Origin of the sequence: Pseudarthrobacter sp. NPDC059871, assembly GCF_042731175.1 — a bacterium.
GTDB lineage: Bacteria > Actinomycetota > Actinomycetes > Actinomycetales > Micrococcaceae > Arthrobacter.
The window spans coordinates 109,189-127,365 of the sequence record NZ_JBHWJV010000007.1 but is presented as its reverse complement, the minus strand read 5'-3'; the positions used below and the strand labels follow the sequence as shown (position 1 = coordinate 127,365).

General features: G+C 66.0%; 14 protein-coding genes. 10 read left to right on the top strand and 4 right to left on the bottom strand.

Going from position 1 to position 18,177, the window contains the following annotated elements; all coding sequences use genetic code 11:
• Nucleotide 1: 1 nt before the first annotated feature.
• Nucleotides 2–976, bottom strand: a complete 975-nt coding sequence (locus ACFV4R_RS11285; RefSeq protein WP_056079935.1) for a sugar-binding transcriptional regulator — start codon at nucleotides 974–976, stop codon at nucleotides 2–4.
• 100 nt (nucleotides 977–1,076) lie between these two features.
• Between ACFV4R_RS11285 and ACFV4R_RS11280 the strand changes: the two genes are divergently transcribed.
• The 8 genes from ACFV4R_RS11280 (at nucleotide 1,077) to holA (ending at nucleotide 13,279) form a co-directional block, all read left to right on the top strand.
• A complete protein-coding gene (locus ACFV4R_RS11280) occupies nucleotides 1,077–2,927 on the top strand; it encodes a glycerol-3-phosphate dehydrogenase/oxidase (protein WP_377203553.1) in 1,851 nt (616 codons plus the stop codon).
• Between the two features lie 90 nt (nucleotides 2,928–3,017).
• Nucleotides 3,018–3,767, top strand: a complete 750-nt coding sequence (locus tag ACFV4R_RS11275) for an MIP/aquaporin family protein (RefSeq protein WP_377203554.1) — start codon at nucleotides 3,018–3,020, stop codon at nucleotides 3,765–3,767.
• Between the two features lie 43 nt (nucleotides 3,768–3,810).
• Nucleotides 3,811–5,325, top strand: a complete 1,515-nt coding sequence (glpK, locus tag ACFV4R_RS11270; RefSeq protein ID WP_377203555.1) for a glycerol kinase GlpK — start codon at nucleotides 3,811–3,813, stop codon at nucleotides 5,323–5,325.
• A gap of 288 nt (nucleotides 5,326–5,613) precedes the next feature.
• Nucleotides 5,614–8,139: a leucine--tRNA ligase gene (gene leuS, locus ACFV4R_RS11265; RefSeq protein ID WP_377203556.1), complete on the top strand. Its 2,526-nt coding sequence runs from the start codon at nucleotides 5,614–5,616 to the stop codon at nucleotides 8,137–8,139.
• Between the two features lie 94 nt (nucleotides 8,140–8,233).
• Complete coding sequence (locus ACFV4R_RS11260) at nucleotides 8,234–9,229, top strand: DegV family protein (protein ID WP_377203557.1); 996 nt, start codon at nucleotides 8,234–8,236, stop codon at nucleotides 9,227–9,229.
• 48 nt (nucleotides 9,230–9,277) lie between these two features.
• Complete coding sequence (locus ACFV4R_RS11255; RefSeq protein WP_377203558.1) at nucleotides 9,278–10,192, top strand: ComEA family DNA-binding protein; 915 nt, start codon at nucleotides 9,278–9,280, stop codon at nucleotides 10,190–10,192.
• Between the two features lie 400 nt (nucleotides 10,193–10,592).
• Nucleotides 10,593–12,329 carry a ComEC/Rec2 family competence protein gene (locus tag ACFV4R_RS11250; protein ID WP_377203559.1) on the top strand — a complete coding sequence of 579 codons (1,737 nt, stop codon included), beginning with the start codon at nucleotides 10,593–10,595 and terminating at the stop codon, nucleotides 12,327–12,329.
• Nucleotides 12,263–13,279, top strand: a complete 1,017-nt coding sequence (holA, locus tag ACFV4R_RS11245; RefSeq protein ID WP_377203560.1) for a DNA polymerase III subunit delta — start codon at nucleotides 12,263–12,265, stop codon at nucleotides 13,277–13,279. The genes ACFV4R_RS11250 and holA overlap by 67 nt, the downstream gene beginning before the upstream one ends.
• A gap of 157 nt (nucleotides 13,280–13,436) precedes the next feature.
• On the opposite strand, the gene rpsT is transcribed toward holA, so the two are convergent.
• Entirely contained in the window at nucleotides 13,437–13,697 is a 261-nt protein-coding gene (gene rpsT / locus ACFV4R_RS11240; protein WP_056079344.1) for a 30S ribosomal protein S20, read from the bottom strand.
• Nucleotides 13,698–13,866: 169 nt separating this feature from the next.
• Entirely contained in the window at nucleotides 13,867–14,415 is a 549-nt protein-coding gene (locus ACFV4R_RS11235; RefSeq protein WP_377203561.1) for a type II toxin-antitoxin system PemK/MazF family toxin, read from the bottom strand.
• A 170-nt stretch (nucleotides 14,416–14,585) separates the two neighbouring features.
• Here ACFV4R_RS11235 and lepA point away from each other — a divergent pair, with 170 nt between their 5' ends.
• Together lepA and hemW are read left to right on the top strand one after the other, a co-directional pair.
• Nucleotides 14,586–16,442: a translation elongation factor 4 gene (gene lepA, locus ACFV4R_RS11230; RefSeq protein ID WP_172829963.1), complete on the top strand. Its 1,857-nt coding sequence runs from the start codon at nucleotides 14,586–14,588 to the stop codon at nucleotides 16,440–16,442.
• A 25-nt stretch (nucleotides 16,443–16,467) separates the two neighbouring features.
• Nucleotides 16,468–17,697, top strand: a complete 1,230-nt coding sequence (gene hemW, locus ACFV4R_RS11225) for a radical SAM family heme chaperone HemW (RefSeq protein ID WP_377203562.1) — start codon at nucleotides 16,468–16,470, stop codon at nucleotides 17,695–17,697.
• Between the two features lie 12 nt (nucleotides 17,698–17,709).
• On the opposite strand, the gene ACFV4R_RS11220 is transcribed toward hemW, so the two are convergent.
• The gene (locus ACFV4R_RS11220) at nucleotides 17,710–18,129 is read right to left on the bottom strand and encodes a DUF4870 domain-containing protein (protein ID WP_045731418.1); all 420 of its coding nucleotides are present in this window, start codon (nucleotides 18,127–18,129) and stop codon (nucleotides 17,710–17,712) included.
• Nucleotides 18,130–18,177 lie beyond the last annotated feature (48 nt).

The window sequence follows — 18,177 nt, the reverse complement described above, 5'->3', positions numbered from 1 at the left end:
TCTACCCATTGCGTGGGGCCAGGCTTTCGAAATCCACCAGGCGGCGCGCGGTGGCCTCGTCCAGGATCAGGTCGGTGGCCAGGTTGGCCGCCAGGGCGCCGCGCAGGCCGTTGATCTTGGACACGCCTGACACCACGCAGATCCTTCTGCGGACCTGCCTGAGCTCGGCCAGGGCAGGCCCGGTGGAGCGTTCGTTCAGGATGATCCCGTCGGAGGAACCGTCGCTGCGGAAGAACACGGTGGCAACGTCACCCACCACATCGGAGGTGGCCAGGATGTTGAGGTCGGTTTCATCCAGGTAGCCGCCTGCATAGACGTGGCTGGGGTAGTCCGCGTTGACGGAGCCAACACCGAAGATGGCGATGCTCATCTTGGCCTGCAGCTCAAGGATGCGCTGCACGCTGCGTTCATTCCACATGGCGGTCTTGGTGGCGGCATGGTCGAAAAAGGCGGGTACCGGGAACTGTTCGACGCGGGCACCGTATGCGCTGCCGAACCTGCGCATGATGTCGCTGGCGTAGGTGATGCCTGTGGTGTGCATGTTGCCCGCGCCGTTCAGTTGCACGATGACGCTGTCGTGGGTGATCTTTCTGGTCAGGTGCCGGCTGACGGCGCTCAGGGTGGAGCCCCAGGCCACTCCGATGATGGCGTTGGAGTCCACCAGCGGCCCGATGGTGCGGGCAGCCTGCATGGCCACCCGGTCAAGGGTTTCCGCTTCGTTCAGGGTCTCCAGGACAGGGACCACGTGGACGTCGACGTTGAAACGCCTGCGGATCATGCCCTCAAGCTCAGGTCCGGTATCGAGCGGGTTCCGGATCTGCACCTGCACCAGGCCGGAGTCGCGGGCAGCCGAGAGCAGCCGCGACACCGTGGAACGGGACGTCCGGAGTTCGCGCGCAATCGCATCCATGGTGAGGTCCTGCAAGTAATACATTTGTGCAGCGCGGAGCGCGTCTGCGTGCCGGGAGGCGGCCATTTCCGGTCCGATCTGCACATTTGTGCATAGTGCTTGACTCCATTTTCCATTACTCCAAAGAATGGTGCATACAGCGCCGCATCCACGGCGCGGACGCACCATGCACGCAACGCCCAAGGGAGTCGTTTTGGGACCCAAGGATCCAACTGTCCAACCATCCGCAGCACCCGCGCCAAAGCCGGCAGCGGAGCGCCATTCCGTCCATAACCTCAGGCTCAGGCCGCACGCGAAGGTGCTGGTGGTCGGCGGAGGCATCAACGGCGTCGGAACCTTCCGGGACCTTGCACTGCAGGGCGTTGATGTTGCCCTCGTGGAACGCGGCGACTACTGCCAGGGCGCCAGCGGAGCGTCGTCCCACATGATCCACGGCGGCATCCGGTACCTGGAAAACGGCGAGTTCCGGCTGGTCCGCGAATCAGTGGTGGAACGCAACAGGCTGCTGCGGATCGCACCCCACTACGTCAAGCCGCTGCAGACCACCATTCCCATCTTCAGCACGTTCTCCGGCATCCTTTCGGCGCCGTTGCGGTTCCTGACGCACAAGCAGCAGGGCCGGCCGAAGGAGCGCGGCGCCTTCCTCATCAAGCTTGGACTCAGCCTCTACGATTCCTTCTCCAGGGACGGCGGCAGTGTTCCGCGGCACCAGTTCCGGGGACACAAGCGTGCCCTCGCGGAACTGCCGGACCTTCGGCCCGACATCAAATACGCGGCCACCTACTTTGACGCTTCGGTGCACAACCCCGAGCGCCTCACGCTGGATGTCCTGCAGGACGGCGAGAAGGCCGGCCAGGCGAAGCCGGGGGAAGCTGCCGGCCAGGGAAGCACCGCACGCGCCAGCAACTACCTTTCCCTGCAGTCCATGACTCCCCGCCCCAATCCCGGCACCGGCAAGGGGGGCACGGTCCGGCTGCGCGACGAACTGACGGGGGAGGAGTTCGACTTCACCGCCGACGTCATCGTGAACACCACCGGCGCCTGGGTGGACCTGACCAACGGGGCCATGGGGACCACGTCGTCGTTCATGGGCGGCACCAAGGGCTCCCACATTGTGCTCGACTCTCCCGAGCTGCTCGCTGCATGCCGGGGCCGGGAGATCTTCTTCGAACACACTGACGGCCGGATCGTCCTCATCTACCCGATGGGGGACCGGGTCCTGGTCGGCACCACCGACGTCGACGCCGACATGTCACAGGACGCCGTCTGCACCGACGAGGAAATCGACTACTTCTTCGACCTGGTGGGGCATGTGTTCCCGAACATCCCGGTCACGCGCAACCAGATTGTCTACACCTTCTCGGGAGTCCGTCCGCTGCCCAGGCATGATGCCACCCAGCCGGGCTTCGTCTCCCGTGACTACCGCATCGAAACCCGCCGCCCGGCACCCACGGGGACCGGCGCCGTCGTACTCAGTCTGGTAGGCGGCAAATGGACCACGTTCCGGGCCCTTGCCGAACACCTCACCAACGATGTCCTGGCAGAGCTCGGCATGCACCGCAAAATCTCGACAGCGCAGCTGCCCATTGGCGGCGGCGCAGGGTTCCCGGCGGACGACGCCGGTGTGCAGCGGTGGCTGAAGGCCCACATGGGCCATGGCCGGGACGCGGACCGCACCGCAGGGCTCCTGACCCGCTACGGCACCCGCGCAGAAGCGGTGATCGAATACCTCGACGCCGGTCCGGACCGGCTCCTGCACTCGACCCGCGAACTGAGCGTCCGCGAACTGGAGTTCATGGCCGCCCACGAACAGGTGGGGCACCTGGTGGATGTGCTGATCCGGCGCACCTCCCTGGCATTCCGGGGACTGGTGACCGGCGAACTCCTGAACGAGGTGGCCGACATCCTGTCCGTTCCGCTGGAGTGGGACGCTGCCGCCCGGAGGGCTGAGATCAGCCACGCCCAGGAAGTCCTGCAACGGCTGCACAGAGTGGAAACACACAGCCTGCTCGCTTAGGCCGGGCTGCCAGCCGGGACGAAACACCGTCCCGGCCCGACGGCCCTTCAACCCGCGAAGGGCCAACAACAAAATAAAGAGGAGTCAAAGATGTCTCTTGGAATTGTTTTCTTATCCGAGGTGTTCGGAACGGCGATGCTCACCCTGCTGGGCTGCGGCGTTGTTGCCAACGTCGCCCTGCGGGGAACGAAAGGCAACAGCGGCGGGTTCCTGATGGTCACCTGGGGATGGGGTATCGCCGTGTTCTGCGGCGTATTCGTCGCCGCAAAGTCGGGGGCGCACCTGAACCCGGCCGTGACCGTGGGCCTGCTCATCAACGGGAAGGCCGAGTACGCTCCCGGCGTCGCCGTGGACGTAGCGTCGACACTGACCTACTTTGCCGGTGAAATGCTGGGCGCCTTCCTTGGCGCTGTGGTCTGCTGGCTCGCCTACAAGCAGCACTTCGACACGGAAGAGGCTGCTGCCAGCAAGCTGGGCGTCTTCTCCACCGGCCCCGCGATCCGCTCCACGCCGTGGAACCTGGTCACCGAAATCATCGGCACGTTCGTACTGGTGTTCGTCATCCTCACCCTGGGTGGCACCCCCTCGGGCCTCGGGCCGCTGGCTGTCGCACTGCTCGTGGTAGGCATCGGCGTCTCGCTGGGCGGCCCCACCGGCTACGCCATCAACCCCGCCCGTGACCTTGGTCCCCGCATCGCCCACGCCCTGCTTCCTATCCGAGGCAAGGGTTCCAGCGACTGGGGCTACTCCTGGATTCCGGTGGTCGGTCCCCTGGTAGGCGGTGCCCTCGGCGGCATCGTCGCACGGATTGCCCCCATCATCATCACTGCCGCTTCCTGAACAGCTGATTCACCCCATCCACCAAACAGACAAGGACGTCACCATGAACCAGTACGTAATCGCCATTGACCAGGGCACCACCAGTACGCGCGCCATCATTTTTGACCACAGCGGCGCCATTGTCTCCTCGGGCCAGATGGAACACGAGCAGATCTTCCCCAAAGCAGGATGGGTGGAACACAATGCCGCGGAAATCTGGAACAACACCCGCGAGGTCATCGCCTCAGCCCTGTCCAAGGCGAACCTGACACGGCACGATATCGCCGCCGTCGGCATCACCAACCAGCGCGAAACCGCTGTGGTGTGGGACAAGACCACCGGCGAGCCCGTGTACAACGCCATCGTGTGGCAGGACACCCGGACGCAGGACATCGTGGACGAGCTGGCCAAGGACGGCGGCGGTGACCGGTTCAAACAGAAGGTGGGCCTGCCGCTGGCCACCTACTTCTCCGGCACCAAGATCAAGTGGATCCTGGACAATGTGGACGGCGCCCGGGAAAAAGCGGAGGCCGGCAACCTGGTCTTCGGCAACACCGACTGCTGGGTCTTGTGGAACCTGACCGGCGGCGTGGACGGCGGAGTGCACGTCACCGACGTCACCAACGCATCCCGGACCCTGTTCATGGACCTGGAAACCCTGCAGTGGGATGACGAGATCCTTGGCATCTTCGGTGTTCCGCGCACCATGATGCCCGAGATCAAATCGTCCTCGGAGGTGTACGGGACCGTCCACACCTCGCAGCTGCTGCGTGAAACCCCGGTGGCGGGTATCCTGGGCGACCAGCAGGCGGCAACCTTCGGCCAGGCGGCCTTCGAAACCGGGGAAGCCAAGAACACCTACGGCACCGGCTGCTTCCTGATCTTCAACACCGGTGAGGAAATCGTCCACTCCAAGAACGGTCTGCTCACCACGGTGGGCTACAAGCTGGGCGACGCCAAGCCCCACTACGCCTTGGAAGGCTCCATCGCTGTCACCGGCTCACTCATTCAGTGGCTGCGGGACAACCTGGGGATGATCAGCAGCGCTCCCGAGGTCGAAACACTGGCGGCAACAGTCAAGGACAACGGCGGTGTGTACATTGTTCCGGCGTTCTCGGGCCTGTTCGCTCCGTATTGGCGCCCGGACGCACGCGGTGCGATCGTTGGCCTCACCAGGTTCGTCAACAAGAACCACATTGCCCGTGCGGCGTTGGAGGCAACAGCATTCCAGACCCGCGAGGTGCTGGACGCGGTCAACGCGGACTCCGGTGTTCCGCTGACCGAGCTGAAGGTCGACGGCGGCATGGTTGCCAATGACGCTCTGATGCAGTTCCAGGCGGACATCCTTGGCGTGCCGGTGATCCGCCCGAAGGTCATCGAGACCACGGCGCTGGGTGCAGCGTACGCGGCGGGACTGGCCGTCGGGTTCTGGAAGGACCTCGGAGAGCTCTCGTCCAACTGGTCCGAGGACAAGCGCTGGGAACCCCAGCTGGACCAGGCCGAGCAGGAACGCCAGATGCGGCTCTGGCGCAAGGCGGTCACCAAGTCCATGGACTGGGTGGACGAAGACGTGCAGTAGGACCGTTGTCCACCGGGGGCCACCTTGCCATCCAGGTAGGGTGGCCCCTGGCGTTTCACGGCGCCGGCGCCGGTGCAGGCAGGGGACAGGCCCGGTGCGCTAAAGTAGGTCTATGCGTGCGATCCTCCTGCTTAGCCGGCCGCCAGGTGTCCGAAACAACGGATAGCTGAGCGGCAGCCCCTCCTTTGTCGAGGGGCTTTTGTATGTCCGGGTCAGACCGGGCCGGCAGCAGGGGAATCAGGCCGTTATGGCAGCACACGTGCCGTAACAGAACAGAAGAGGGCAGCAGTGGGCGTTCAGCCGGAGACAGACACCGGAACAGCAACAGTGGCAGCAGAGGGGCCCGAAGAGGGCACCTATAGTTTTGCCGCAATGGAGGCCAGATGGCCGCAGGTGTGGGAGGACCTCAAGGTCTTTACCACGGCCGATGACGGCTCACGGGAACGGCGCTACGTGCTGGACATGTTCCCTTACCCTTCCGGCGATCTGCACATGGGCCACGCGGAAGCCTTCGCCATGGGCGACGTGGTTGCCCGCTACCTGCGCCAGCAGGGGTTCGATGTGCTGCACCCGATCGGCTGGGACTCCTTCGGCCTCCCGGCCGAAAACGCCGCCATCAAGCGCAACGCCCACCCCAGTGAGTGGACCTACACCAACATCGACACCCAGGCGGCGTCCTTCAAGCGGTACGCCATCTCCGCCGACTGGTCCCGCCGGCTGCACACGTCCGATCCTGAGTACTACCGCTGGACCCAGTGGCTGTTCAAGCGCTTCTACGAGCGCGGCCTGGCCTACCGGAAGAACTCCCCGGTTAACTGGTGCCCCAAGGACCAGACTGTCCTGGCCAACGAACAGGTGGTCAACGGCGCCTGCGAGCGCTGCGGCACCGTCGTCACCAAAAAGTCCCTGAACCAGTGGTACTTCAAGATCACTGACTACGCCGACCGCCTGCTCGACGACATGGAACAGCTCCGCGGACACTGGCCCGAACGGGTCCTGGCGATGCAGAAGAACTGGATCGGCCGCTCCGAAGGTGCGCACGTCAACTTCGTCATTGAGGCCGACGGCGGCAAGCCCGCCAAGGACGTCACGGTCTTCACCACGCGCCCGGACACCCTGTACGGCGCCACGTTCTTCGTCGTCGCCGCAGACGCGCCGATCGCCGTAGAGCTCGTCACGGATGAGCACGCCGCAGCGCTGGACGAGTACCGGGAAACGGTCAAGGCACTCTCCGAGATTGAGCGGCAGTCCACCGAGCGGGAGAAGACCGGTGTGTTCACCGGCAGGTACGCCGTCAACCCGTTGAACGGCGAGAAGCTGCCCGTGTGGGCTGCAGACTACGTCCTCGCGGATTACGGCACCGGAGCCATCATGGCCGTGCCGGCCCACGACCAGCGCGACCTGGATTTCGCCAAAACGTTCGACCTGCCCGTCCGTGCTGTCCTGGACACCGGCGAGGAAGATCCTGCCGCCACGGGCACCGCCACCGCGGGCGAGGGCACCCTGATCAATTCGGGCGAACTCGACGGACTCCCCAAGGCAGAAGCCATTCCGGCAGCCATTGCCATCCTGGAACGCCAGGGCACCGGCGAGAAGTTCGTGAACTTCCGGCTCCGTGACTGGCTCCTTAGCCGCCAGCGGTTCTGGGGCACTCCCATCCCCATCATCCACTGCCCCTCCTGTGGAGAGGTTCCGGTGCCGGACGATCAGCTGCCCGTCACCCTCCCGTCGGACCTCCGCGGCGAGGACCTGGCGCCCAAGGGTACCTCCCCGCTGGCCGCGGCCGAGGAATGGGTCAACGTGGAATGCCCCAACTGCCACGGTGCCGCCAAACGCGACACGGACACCATGGACACGTTCGTGGATTCGTCCTGGTACTTCCTGCGCTTCGTCTCACCGGACTACACCGAGGGGCCGTTCGATCCGGCCAAGATCAACGACTGGATGCCGGTGGGACAGTACGTGGGCGGCGTCGAGCACGCCATCCTCCACCTGCTGTACGCCCGCTTCTTCACTAAGGTCATCAATGATCTTGGCCTGATTGAAGCCAATGAGCCCTTCAGCGCCCTCCTCAACCAGGGGCAGGTCCTCAATGGCGGCAAAGCCATGAGCAAGTCCCTGGGCAACGGTGTGGACCTCGGCGAGCAGCTGGACAAGTATGGCGTCGATGCCGTCCGCCTGACCATGGTCTTCGCGTCCCCGCCGGAGGACGATGTGGACTGGGCAGATGTCTCCCCGTCCGGATCCGCGAAGTTCCTGGCCCGGGCATGGCGCTTGGCCCAGGACGTTACCAGTGTCCCCGGTACCGAGGCCGGCACGGGGGACCGTGGACTGCGCTCCGTCACGCACCGCACCATTGCCGACGCTGCCGAACTGCTTGACGCCAACAAGTTCAATGTCGTTGTGGCCAAACTGATGGAACTCGTCAATGCCACCCGCAAGGCCATCGACTCCGGAGCCGGCGGGGCCGACCCCGCAGTCCGCGAAGCGGCCGAAGCGGTGGCCGTGATCCTCAGCCTGTTCGCCCCGTACACGGCGGAGGATATGTGGAGCGTGCTGGGCCACCCGGCGTCCGTGGCCAACGCCGGTTGGCCGGCGCACGATCCGTCCCTGCTGGTCCAGGACACCGTCACGGCTGTGGTCCAGGTCCAGGGCAAGGTCCGGGACCGGCTGGAAATCTCTCCGGACATTTCCGAGGACAGCCTGCGCGAACTGGCGCTGGCCTCGGAGAACGTGCAGCGTGCACTGGACGGCCGCGGCATCCGCACGGTCATTGTCCGGGCACCTAAACTGGTCAACATCGTTCCGGCCTAGCCGTTGCTGCACCCTCGCCGGAACCGGCCGCCCATCATACCGGGCGGCCGGTTCCGGCTTTTCCGGACTCTGCACCAGGACACCAGGAGGCAATGTGCCCGACAGTAAAGCCGCCCCCTGGCCATGGGTCCGGGCCCGTCTTTCTGCGCTGCGTCCGGCGGCCAGGCCCGGAGCAGCCGTTTCCGGTGCGGGCGTGCCAGTGGCGCGGACCGCCGTCGTCACCGATTCCGCCGCAGCGCTGCCGGTTGGCTATCTCCGCAGCTTGCCGGTGCACAGCCTCCTCACCATCACTCCGATGCCCGTCATGGTGGGTTCGGAGATTTACGGGGAGGGCGAGGACGACATCCTGGAAATCATTGCCCTGGCGTTGGCTGCGGGCACCCAGGTCAAAACATCGCGCCCTTCGCCCGGGCAGTTTGAACAGGCTTACCGGTCGCTGCAGCAGCAGGGGTACGAGTCGGTGGTTTCCGTGCACATCTCAGGGGACCTCTCCGGAACGGCAGACTCGGCCCGGCTGGCCGCCCAACGCGTGGGCATCCCCGTGCAGGTCATCGACTCACGGACCGTGGGCATGGCACAGGGCATGGCCGTGCAGGCCGCTGTGAAGGCTGCCGCCGGGGGAGCCGGGCAGGCGGCCGTTGCCGCGGCGGCCGAGGCCCAGGCGGAGCGCACCAAGGTTTACTTCTATGTTCCCAGCCTGGAACAACTGCGCCGCGGCGGCCGCATCGGCGCCGCCGCTTCACTGTGGGGAACCATGCTGGCCATCAAGCCCCTCCTCGCGGTGGACGATGGCAAGATCATCCCGCTGGAAAAGGTGCGGTCGGCGGCAAAGGCGGTGGCGCGGTTGGAGGAAATTGTGGCTGCCGATGCCCAGGCCCGTCCCGCCGGCAGCGTCCGTTTGGCGGTCCACCACTTCGGCAATCCGGAGGAGGCTGAAAGCCTCGCCGTTCGGCTTTCTGCCGCATTGCCGCACTGCCCGCCGCCGCAGATCAGCTCGCTGCCTGCCGTCCTGGCTGCCCATGCCGGTCTGGGCGTCCTTGCGGTGATCGTCGGCCAGGAGGACACCGCTCCGGCAGGCCTTTCCACATAGGCCCGCACCTGGCTATTGTCGGACCGGCACCCCTCATAGCGTTGAGTTATGTCACGCCGGGATGCTCCAGCAGCAGGCCAGCGGGCTCGTCATGCCCGGGCCCGGCTGCAGGCAACCCTCGGTGGCGGGGCCGGCGGGATGCTGGCTGTTCACCAGGGCCAGGGCGACGACGACGGCGGGGGCTTCGAGTACCGCGACGCCGCGGCCGGTGGTCGTGTCGCCGGAGACCCGCAACTGTCCGAACGCGAAGGGAACACGCAGTCTCCGGCCGGCACGGTACCTTCGCTGCGCTGGCGGCTGGGCCTGCGGGTCGCCATAGCTGTCGGCCTGCTGGCCGTCGCAGCCGGTGTCCTGTTCTGGTGGCAGACCGCCGGTGGGCGGCCGGAGGTCCTGCCGTTGAACACCGTCAGCCGCGAAAGCACCCCGGCACCGGACCCAGCAACGGACAGTCACGCCACCCCGGACGCGGGGGAAGGTTCCGGGCCGGGTGGGCCCTCCGCGGCACCAGGGGATGTCATGGTGGTCCACGTATCAGGAGCCGTCCTGGCCCCGGGCGTGGTGACCCTGCCGGCCGGAAGCCGTGTCCATCAGGCCATTTCGGCTGCCGGCGGTGCGGCTGCGGACGCTGACCTGGACGTCCTCAACCTCGCCGCCGTGGCGGAAGACGGGCAGAAAATCCACCTTCCCCGGCAGGGGGAACTGCCAGGCGGGGACGGCGCAGGATCCCAGGGGCAGGGAAGTACCGCACCGCCCGCGGCCGCCGGAGCGGGTGCCAAGATCAACATTAATACTGCCGGCGTCGACGAGCTGGATGCCTTGCCGAAAGTCGGACCCGTCCTGGCCCAGCGGATCGTCGACTGGCGAAAAGAGCACGGGCCCTTCAGCGCGATCGAGGATCTGGACGCTGTGGACGGGGTTGGCCCCAAGATGCTTGAAACGCTGCTGCCCCTGGTGACGGTCTGATATGCCGGTTGCGGATAACGGGAAAGGCCGGGCTCCGAGTCCCGGGAAAGGGCCCCCGAGCCCCTGGAACCGATTTGTCGAGTCCGCGGTCCGGGGTGCAAAGGAAGGGCCATCTCCAAGTGACGCACGCCGGACCGCGGTTGCCGGCCAAGTCGATTCCGGTGGCGGGAGCAGCCCCGCACCGGCAGACGGGAAGAATTCCACGCAGGCAGCTAAGAGCAAGGGCGCTTTCCAAGCTGCCCGGGTAAGAGCTGTCGGTGATGCCCGGCGCCGACTGGGAATTCGTGACCGGAACGGAGCTCCAACGGGGGAGAGCGGGCTATCAGGTGCAGGCAGCGGCCCCCGAAAGCGTACCGATGTCCGGCTCGCCTTACCTGCCATCCTGGTCTGGGGCGCCGCCGTGGCCGGTCTCTGGCTGGCGCCGGCCGCGCTGCTGGGACTGTGCGTCGCCCTGTTGGTCCTGGCCGCTGCATTGCTGGTCCTGCTGAGGAGTGACGGGAGGCGCCGTAAGAGGGCTGGCGGCGGCGGTTCCCGGACGGGGCGCCGTCCGGAAAGGAAGAGTTTCCTGGCGACTGCTGCGGTTGGCCTGCTGCTCGCGGTGGCCGCGGCGGCGCACGCCTCGCTGGCTTCCAGCCAGCGGTTTGAGGGTCCCCTTGCCGAGGCGGTCGCGGCGGGAAAATCCGTGGTGGCGGTGCTGGAAGTCGCAGGCGCGCCGCGGCCGCTTCCCACGCCAGGCCAGTCCGGGGAATCCGCCCGGTGGTCCGTCGCCGTGTGGACGCGGGAAGTCAGCACCGGCGGCGTGGTGCTGCGGACCCGGGCGCAGCTCGTGGTGACCGGTGGCAGGGACTGGGAACGGCTGGTCCCGGGGCAGACGGTGCGTGCTGCCGGCAAGCTTCGGCCGCCGGATCCGGGCAGGCCGGAGGCGGGCGGCATGTCTGCGGCCACCGCCCCCGACCTGCGGGGCAGCGGGCGGGGGCTGGAAGCAGCCGCCAAGGACCTGCGGGCGCGGTTTGTAGCTGCTTCCGCATTCTTGCCGTCCGATGCTGCGGGGCTGTTGCCCGGCATGGTCACGGGAGACACCAGCGCCCTGGATGAGGGCCTTACCAACGCAATGAAAACCGTTGGCATGACGCACCTGACAGCTGTCAGCGGGGCCAATTGCAGCCTGGTCCTCGGCGCATTGTTGGCCGGTTGCCGCAGGCTCCGGCTCCCGCGGGTTCCGGCCGCCGGGACTGCGCTGGCCGGACTGGGGCTGTTTGTGGTTCTGGTAGGACCTGACGCCAGCGTTCTGCGCGCGGCCTTGATGGGGGCTGTTGGAATTGCTGCCCTCGCCGGTGGCCGGACCGGCCGCGGGCTCAGCTTTCTTTGCCTGGCGGTCATTGGCCTGCTGCTGTTGGACCCGGCGCTGGGCGGCAGTTTCGGCTTCCTGCTGTCCGTCCTGGCCACCCTGGGCATCATCCTGCTGGGCCGGCGAATCATGGACTGGACTCCTGCGGCCGTGCCCCGCTGGGCAGCCGCCGCTGTTGCGGTGCCGTTGTCGGCCCAGATGCTGTGCGGCCCCGTCATCGTGCTGCTGCAGCCGCAGTTCTCAACCTATGCGCTGCTGGCCAATGTGGCCGCGGCCCCGATGGTGGCTCCCGTGACCCTGCTGGGAACGGCCGCCGTTCCGCTGCTGGTGGCTGCCCCGTGGCTGGCTGTGGCGATGATCGCCGTGGCAGGCACCTTCAGCGCCGGTGTTGCCGCGACGGCCTGGTTCTTTGCCAGGCTTCCCGGTTCCACGTTGCCGTGGCCCGAGGGGATTCCGGGACTGCTGACAATGGCGGTCCTGTCAGCCCTCACCCTCGCCGCAGTCTGGGCAGCCGCACGGCCCCGCAGTGTCATTGCCTTCGTTCTCCGGTGCCATCGCCAGGTGGTCAGGCTTTTGTGGTTGATGGAAGGACGCCCCGGTGCCGCACGGCGCCCGCACTGCCCGGCCTCGTCAGCCAACGGCCCCTTCGCCCACAGCTTTGCGGTTCGGCGCAGACGTGGCAGGCTTAAATTCCCCACACATCTTTCCGGAAGGAACCCACCATGGCTGCTGCGCAAAAGCGCGGAACCCGCCCGCCGGCGTCGAATCCGGCGGCCTGGCGGGACGTGACTCCTGCGGCCATCGTCCTGGTGAGCGGGCCGGAGGATTACCTGGGCATCAGGGCCATGGACAGCGTCCGCTCCCAGGTCCGCCACGCTGCACCTGACGTTGAGGTAAGCCGGATCAACGCTGCCGCCTACGAACCCGGAACCCTCCTGATGCAGGTCAGCCCGTCGCTGTTCGGTGAGAGCAAGCTCATCGAGGTCGAAGCAGTGGAAGCCATGAATGAGGCCTTCCTCACCGACGCCCTGTCCTATCTCGGCCAGCCAGCCGATGATGCCGTCCTGGTCCTCCGTCATGGCGGGGGTGCGCGTGGCAAGAAACTCCTGGACGCTGTCCGTAAGGGCGGCTGGCCTGTAGTGGACTGCCAGCCGTTGAAAAAAGACACGGACAAGATGGCGTTCGTGTCCGCAGAATTCAAGGAGGCCGGGCGCCGCATCGACCAGGAGGCCGTGCTGGCCCTCGTGAATGCGGTGGGCGCCAACCTCTCCGAGCTTGCAGCAGCGTGCAGCCAGCTCATCGCAGACTCAACGGGGACCGTCACTCCGGACGTCGTGGACCGCTATTACGGCGGGCGTGTGGAAGCCACGGCGTTCAAGGTGGCCGATGCCGCCATGGCCGGAAACGGTCCGCTTGCCCTCTCCACCCTGCGCCATGCCCTGGCCACCGGGGCGGACCCCGTACCGCTGGTTGCCGCGCTGGCTGCGAAGCTCAGGACCGTGGCCCGGGTTGCCGGGGCGTCCGGATCCGCGGCCCAGATTGCAGCCGAACTGGGAATGCAGCCCTGGCTGGTGGAACAGGCCCAGCGGGACGTCCGCCGGTGGACCCCTGACGGACTGGTGCGGTCCATCCAGGCCACGGCTGAGGCCGACGCACAAGTGAAGGGGCTCTCACGCGACCCCGTTTACGCCGTGGAACATGCGGTGACCGTGATTTCGATGTCCGTCCAGGGCAGGTAGCGGCAAGGGCAGGAGCAACAGCACCGGACAGGCGCCAGCGCGGCGCTTGCGGGTCCAGCACTCCACGGTGTCCCGAACACCCAATCCGGGAGCTTAAAGGCGTGTGGCCGGTACCCGAGGGTACCGGCCACAACATCAGTTCAGGGAACTGGAAACCTTACAGTGCGTTGACCTTCTTCGAGATCGCCGACTTGCGGTTTGCTGCGTTGTTCTTGTGCAGAACACCCTTGCTGACAGCCTTGTCCAGCTTACGGCTGGCAGAAACGAGCGCAGTAGCAGCAGCGTCCTTGTCGGAGGACTCAACGGCCGTGTTGACGGCGCGGATGGCCGTCCGCAGCTCAGACTTGACTGCGTTGTTACGCAGGCGGGCCTTTTCGTTGGTCAGGATGCGCTTCTTCTGGGACTTGATATTCGCCACGTGTGAACTCTCTATTGTAATGCGGAAATGGTCTAGAGGGCTTTCAAGCTGGCCTTGACTGAGCGGCGTGGGGATACCTATGGCGGCCAGCCATCAGTGACCGTCGACCTGCACGGACACACAGCTATAAAGAATAGCAGGCCAGCGGCATGACTGGCCATTTTCCGTACTACCTCCAGCCGTGTCGCGCCCTGAGTCCGGCGGCAACCGCGTCGAACCGGGCCCGGTCCAGCACGGCACCCTCCCTGCGGATGCTGTCCGGCCGGATCTGCAGCACCCGGTCCAGCTTGGCTTCGCTGGGCCGGCCCTGGCGATCCCAGCCGCCGGCCCCCACGTCTACGTAGTCCCGGGAAGCGGACGCTGCCGGTACCCGGTCCTTGCTGGTGAGCATCAGTCCCAGCAGGTACTTTCCATTGCGGCCCACGATGAGGACGGGCCGGTCCTTGCCCCGGGAATGGTCTTCCTCATAGGGGACCCACGTCCACACGACCTCGCCCGGATCGGGCTCGCCGTCAGGCTGCGGCGAATAGCGGATTTCAGCCCCGCCGGTGAAATCGCCGGGATAGCCTGCAGCAGGGATGCCGTCCATGGTGGTTTTGGGGTTCGATCGGGAGGGCCGCGGGGCGGGACGCTGATGTGCCGTCGGTTTGTCCACGTTCCGGAGGAGCCTAAGGCCGGCCCGGACAGCATTACCCAGCATGCGGAGGTTGATCGCCATGCCGCCACCCTATAGCCCGGGCCCGCAGACGGCGTGGGTCCCGTGCGGGTAATGCGGTGCGAGCGGCCAGGACGTGGGACACTGGAGGCTGAAGAAGTGCGGCTAATCCGCGGGCAGCATATGGTGTGCCTGCCGGGCGGCCGCGGAAAAGCCAACAGTAAGGACCCTGCGTGTCTCCCATGGCCCGCACCGCACCGGTGCCCGCCGCGACAGATCCGGCTATTATTCGGAACTTTTGCATCATCGCGCATATTGACCACGGCAAGTCCACCCTCGCTGACCGGATGCTGCAGTCCACCGGAGTAGTCCAGGCGCGGGACATGAAGGCCCAGTACCTGGACCGGATGGACATTGAGCGCGAACGCGGCATCACCATCAAGTCACAGGCTGTGCGCATGCCGTGGGAAGTTGAAGGCGTCAGCTACGCGCTGAACATGATCGACACCCCGGGCCACGTGGACTTCACCTATGAGGTGTCACGGTCCCTTGCCGCCTGCGAGGGCGCAGTCCTGCTGGTGGATGCGGCCCAGGGCATTGAGGCCCAAACACTTGCCAACCTTTACCTGGCGATGGAAAACAACCTCGCCATCATCCCGGTGCTGAACAAGATCGACCTTCCGGCAGCACAGCCGGAAAAATACGCGGCGGAGCTTGCAAGCCTTATCGGCGGCGATCCCGAGGACGTGCTGCGCGTGTCCGGCAAAACCGGCGTCGGCGTGGAAGCCCTTCTGGACAAGATCGTCCGCGACCTGCCGGCACCGGAGGGCAATCCCGACGCCCCGGCCCGTGCCATGATCTTCGACTCCGTTTATGACACCTACCGCGGCGTAGTGACCTACGTGCGCGTGGTGGACGGCATGCTCCACCCGCGTGAACGCATCCAGATGATGTCCACCAGGGCCTCCCACGAGCTCCTGGAAATCGGCGTCAGCTCCCCGGAACCCACACCCTCCAAGGGGCTGGGCGTCGGCGAAGTGGGCTACCTGATCACCGGTGTGAAGGACGTACGCCAGTCCAAGGTTGGCGACACGGTCACCAACCTGGCCAAGCCGGCCGCCCAATCGCTCCCCGGCTACGCTGACGCAAAGCCGATGGTGTTCTCCGGCCTGTACCCGCTCGACGGCGCCGACTACCCGGTGCTGCGTGACGCCCTTGAGAAGCTCATGCTGAACGACGCTGCGCTGGTGTACGAACCCGAAACCTCTGCAGCGCTGGGCTTCGGCTTCCGCGTGGGCTTCCTGGGCCTCCTCCACCTCGAGATCACCCGCGAACGCCTGGAGCGCGAATACAACCTCGACCTCATTTCCACCGCTCCGAACGTGGAGTACGAGGTGACCCTGGAGGACAAAAAGGTGGTCCGCGTGACCAACCCCAGCGAGTACCCCACCGGCAAGATCGCCGAGGTCCGCGAACCCATGGTCTCCGCCACCATCCTGGCTCCCAACGAGTTCGTCGGCGCCATCATGGAACTGTGCCAGTCACGCCGCGGCGTCATGGGCGGCATGGACTACCTTTCCGAGGACCGGGTGGAAATCCGTTACCGCCTGCCGCTGGCGGAAATCGTGTTCGATTTCTTCGACATCCTCAAGTCCAAGACCCGTGGCTACGGTTCCCTGGACTGGAAAGCCGACGGCGAGCAGGTTGCCGACCTCGTGAAGGTGGACATCATGCTCCAGGGCGAGCAGGTGGATGCCTTCAGTGCCATCACGCACCGGGAAAAGGCGTATGCCTACGGCGTGATGATGACCGGGAAGCTCCGCGAACTGATCCCGCGGCAGCAGTTCGAGGTGCCCATCCAGGCGGCCATCGGTTCGAGGATCATCGCGCGCGAAAGCATCCGGGCCATCCGAAAGGACGTCCTGGCGAAGTGCTACGGCGGTGACATCTCACGTAAGCGCAAACTGCTGGAGAAGCAAAAAGAAGGCAAGAAGCGCATGAAGATGGTGGGCACCGTGGAGGTGCCGCAGGAAGCGTTCATCGCCGCCCTCACCACCGACGAATCGAAGGACAAGGCCAAGAAGAAGTGACCACCGCGCAGCGGGGTACCCGCTGATGCCCAGCGTACTTCCCCTTGGTGACCCGGCGCCGTCGGACGGCATCCTGCCTCCGCAGGCGGCCGCCGGCGCGGAAGATCGCGCGTTCGGGCTGTATGTCCACATTCCCTTCTGCGCTGTGCGCTGCGGGTACTGCGACTTCAACACTTACACTGCCACCGAGCTTGGCGGCGGCGCCTCCCAGGATGCCTATGCCGGTACGGCAGCATCAGAGGTGGCGTTTGCTGCCACGGTACTCAAGGCGTCCGGTGTACCGGGCCGGAAGCTCAGCACTGTCTTCTTCGGCGGCGGCACACCCACGCTGCTGCCCGCCGAGGACCTTGCTGTGATTCTCCGGACGGCCATCGGCCAATGGGGGATCGAGGAAGGCGCCGAGGTGACCACTGAGGCGAACCCCGATTCCGTGACACCGGAGTCCCTGGCTGTGCTGAGGGACGCCGGCTTCACGCGGGTCTCGTTCGGGATGCAGTCCGCCGTTCCGCACGTCCTGAAGGTCCTGGACCGCACTCACACCCCGAGCAGGGTTCCCCAAGTAGTGCAGTGGGCCCGTGACGCCGGCCTGGCAGTGAGCCTCGACCTGATCTATGGGACGCCGGGGGAGTCGTTGGCCGATTGGCAGTACTCCCTGGAAACCGCGTTGTCGTACGAGCCGGACCACATCAGCGCCTACGCGCTGATCGTTGAGGACGGCACAAAGTTGGCGGCGCAGATCCGGCGCGGCGAGGTCCCGGGCATTGACGACGACGATCACGCCGACAAATACGAGCTCGCCGACCGCCTGATCACCTCTGCAGGCCTGGAGTGGTACGAGGTCAGCAACTGGGCGCGCACGCCCGAACAGGCTTGCCGGCACAACCTTGCCTACTGGCGCGGCGATGACTGGTGGGGGATCGGGCCGGGCGCGCACTCGCACGTGGGCGGTGTGCGCTGGTGGAACGTCAAACACCCAACCGCGTACGCCGGCCGGCTGGCGCAGGGAAACTCACCGGCCGCCGGACGTGAAACCCTGGACGCAGAGACCCGGAATGTTGAACGGGTCATGCTTGAGGCCCGCCTCCAGTCCGGGCTGGAAGTGGCAAGCCTGGACACCGTAGGACGGCACCAGATCGCCGGGCTGATTGCCGAAGGGCTGGTGGAGCCGGGCGCAGCATTCCGGGGGAAGCTGGTCCTGACGTTGAAGGGCCGGCTCCTGGCCGATGCGGTGGTCCGCCGGATCCTGCCCGACTAGCGCGGATGGGGACTACTTGATCCAGCGCAGGTTGAACTGGTAGCGGTGCGGTTGGCCGCGGTTGACGTGGATGCCTGCCGCCACAGAAAAGCACGTCAGCGCAATCCAGATCAACGTGGCGATCACGGCAAAAATGTTTCCGACTACGGGAATGAACACCAGGATGTTCGCCACTACCGCCGCGATGGTGGGCGGCAGGCTGAAGTTCAGGGCCTCCTTGGACTCCTGGGCCGTGAAGGGCCCGCGGTCGCGGAAGATGAGGAAGATCAGCAGGGCGGGGACGCATCCCAGGATCCCGCCGAAGTGTGCCAGGGTGGCCCATTGCCGGTCTTCGCTGGCCGTGAGCGGCAGCGCATTCGCGGGGACGCCGTGGTATTCGGAACGGCCGGTGCTGCTTTGGCCGTCCCTGTGCTCGCGTGCGTTTTCTGCCACAGTCTGTTCCTTCGAAAAGTGCAATTGATGCTGGGGATGCAGTTGATG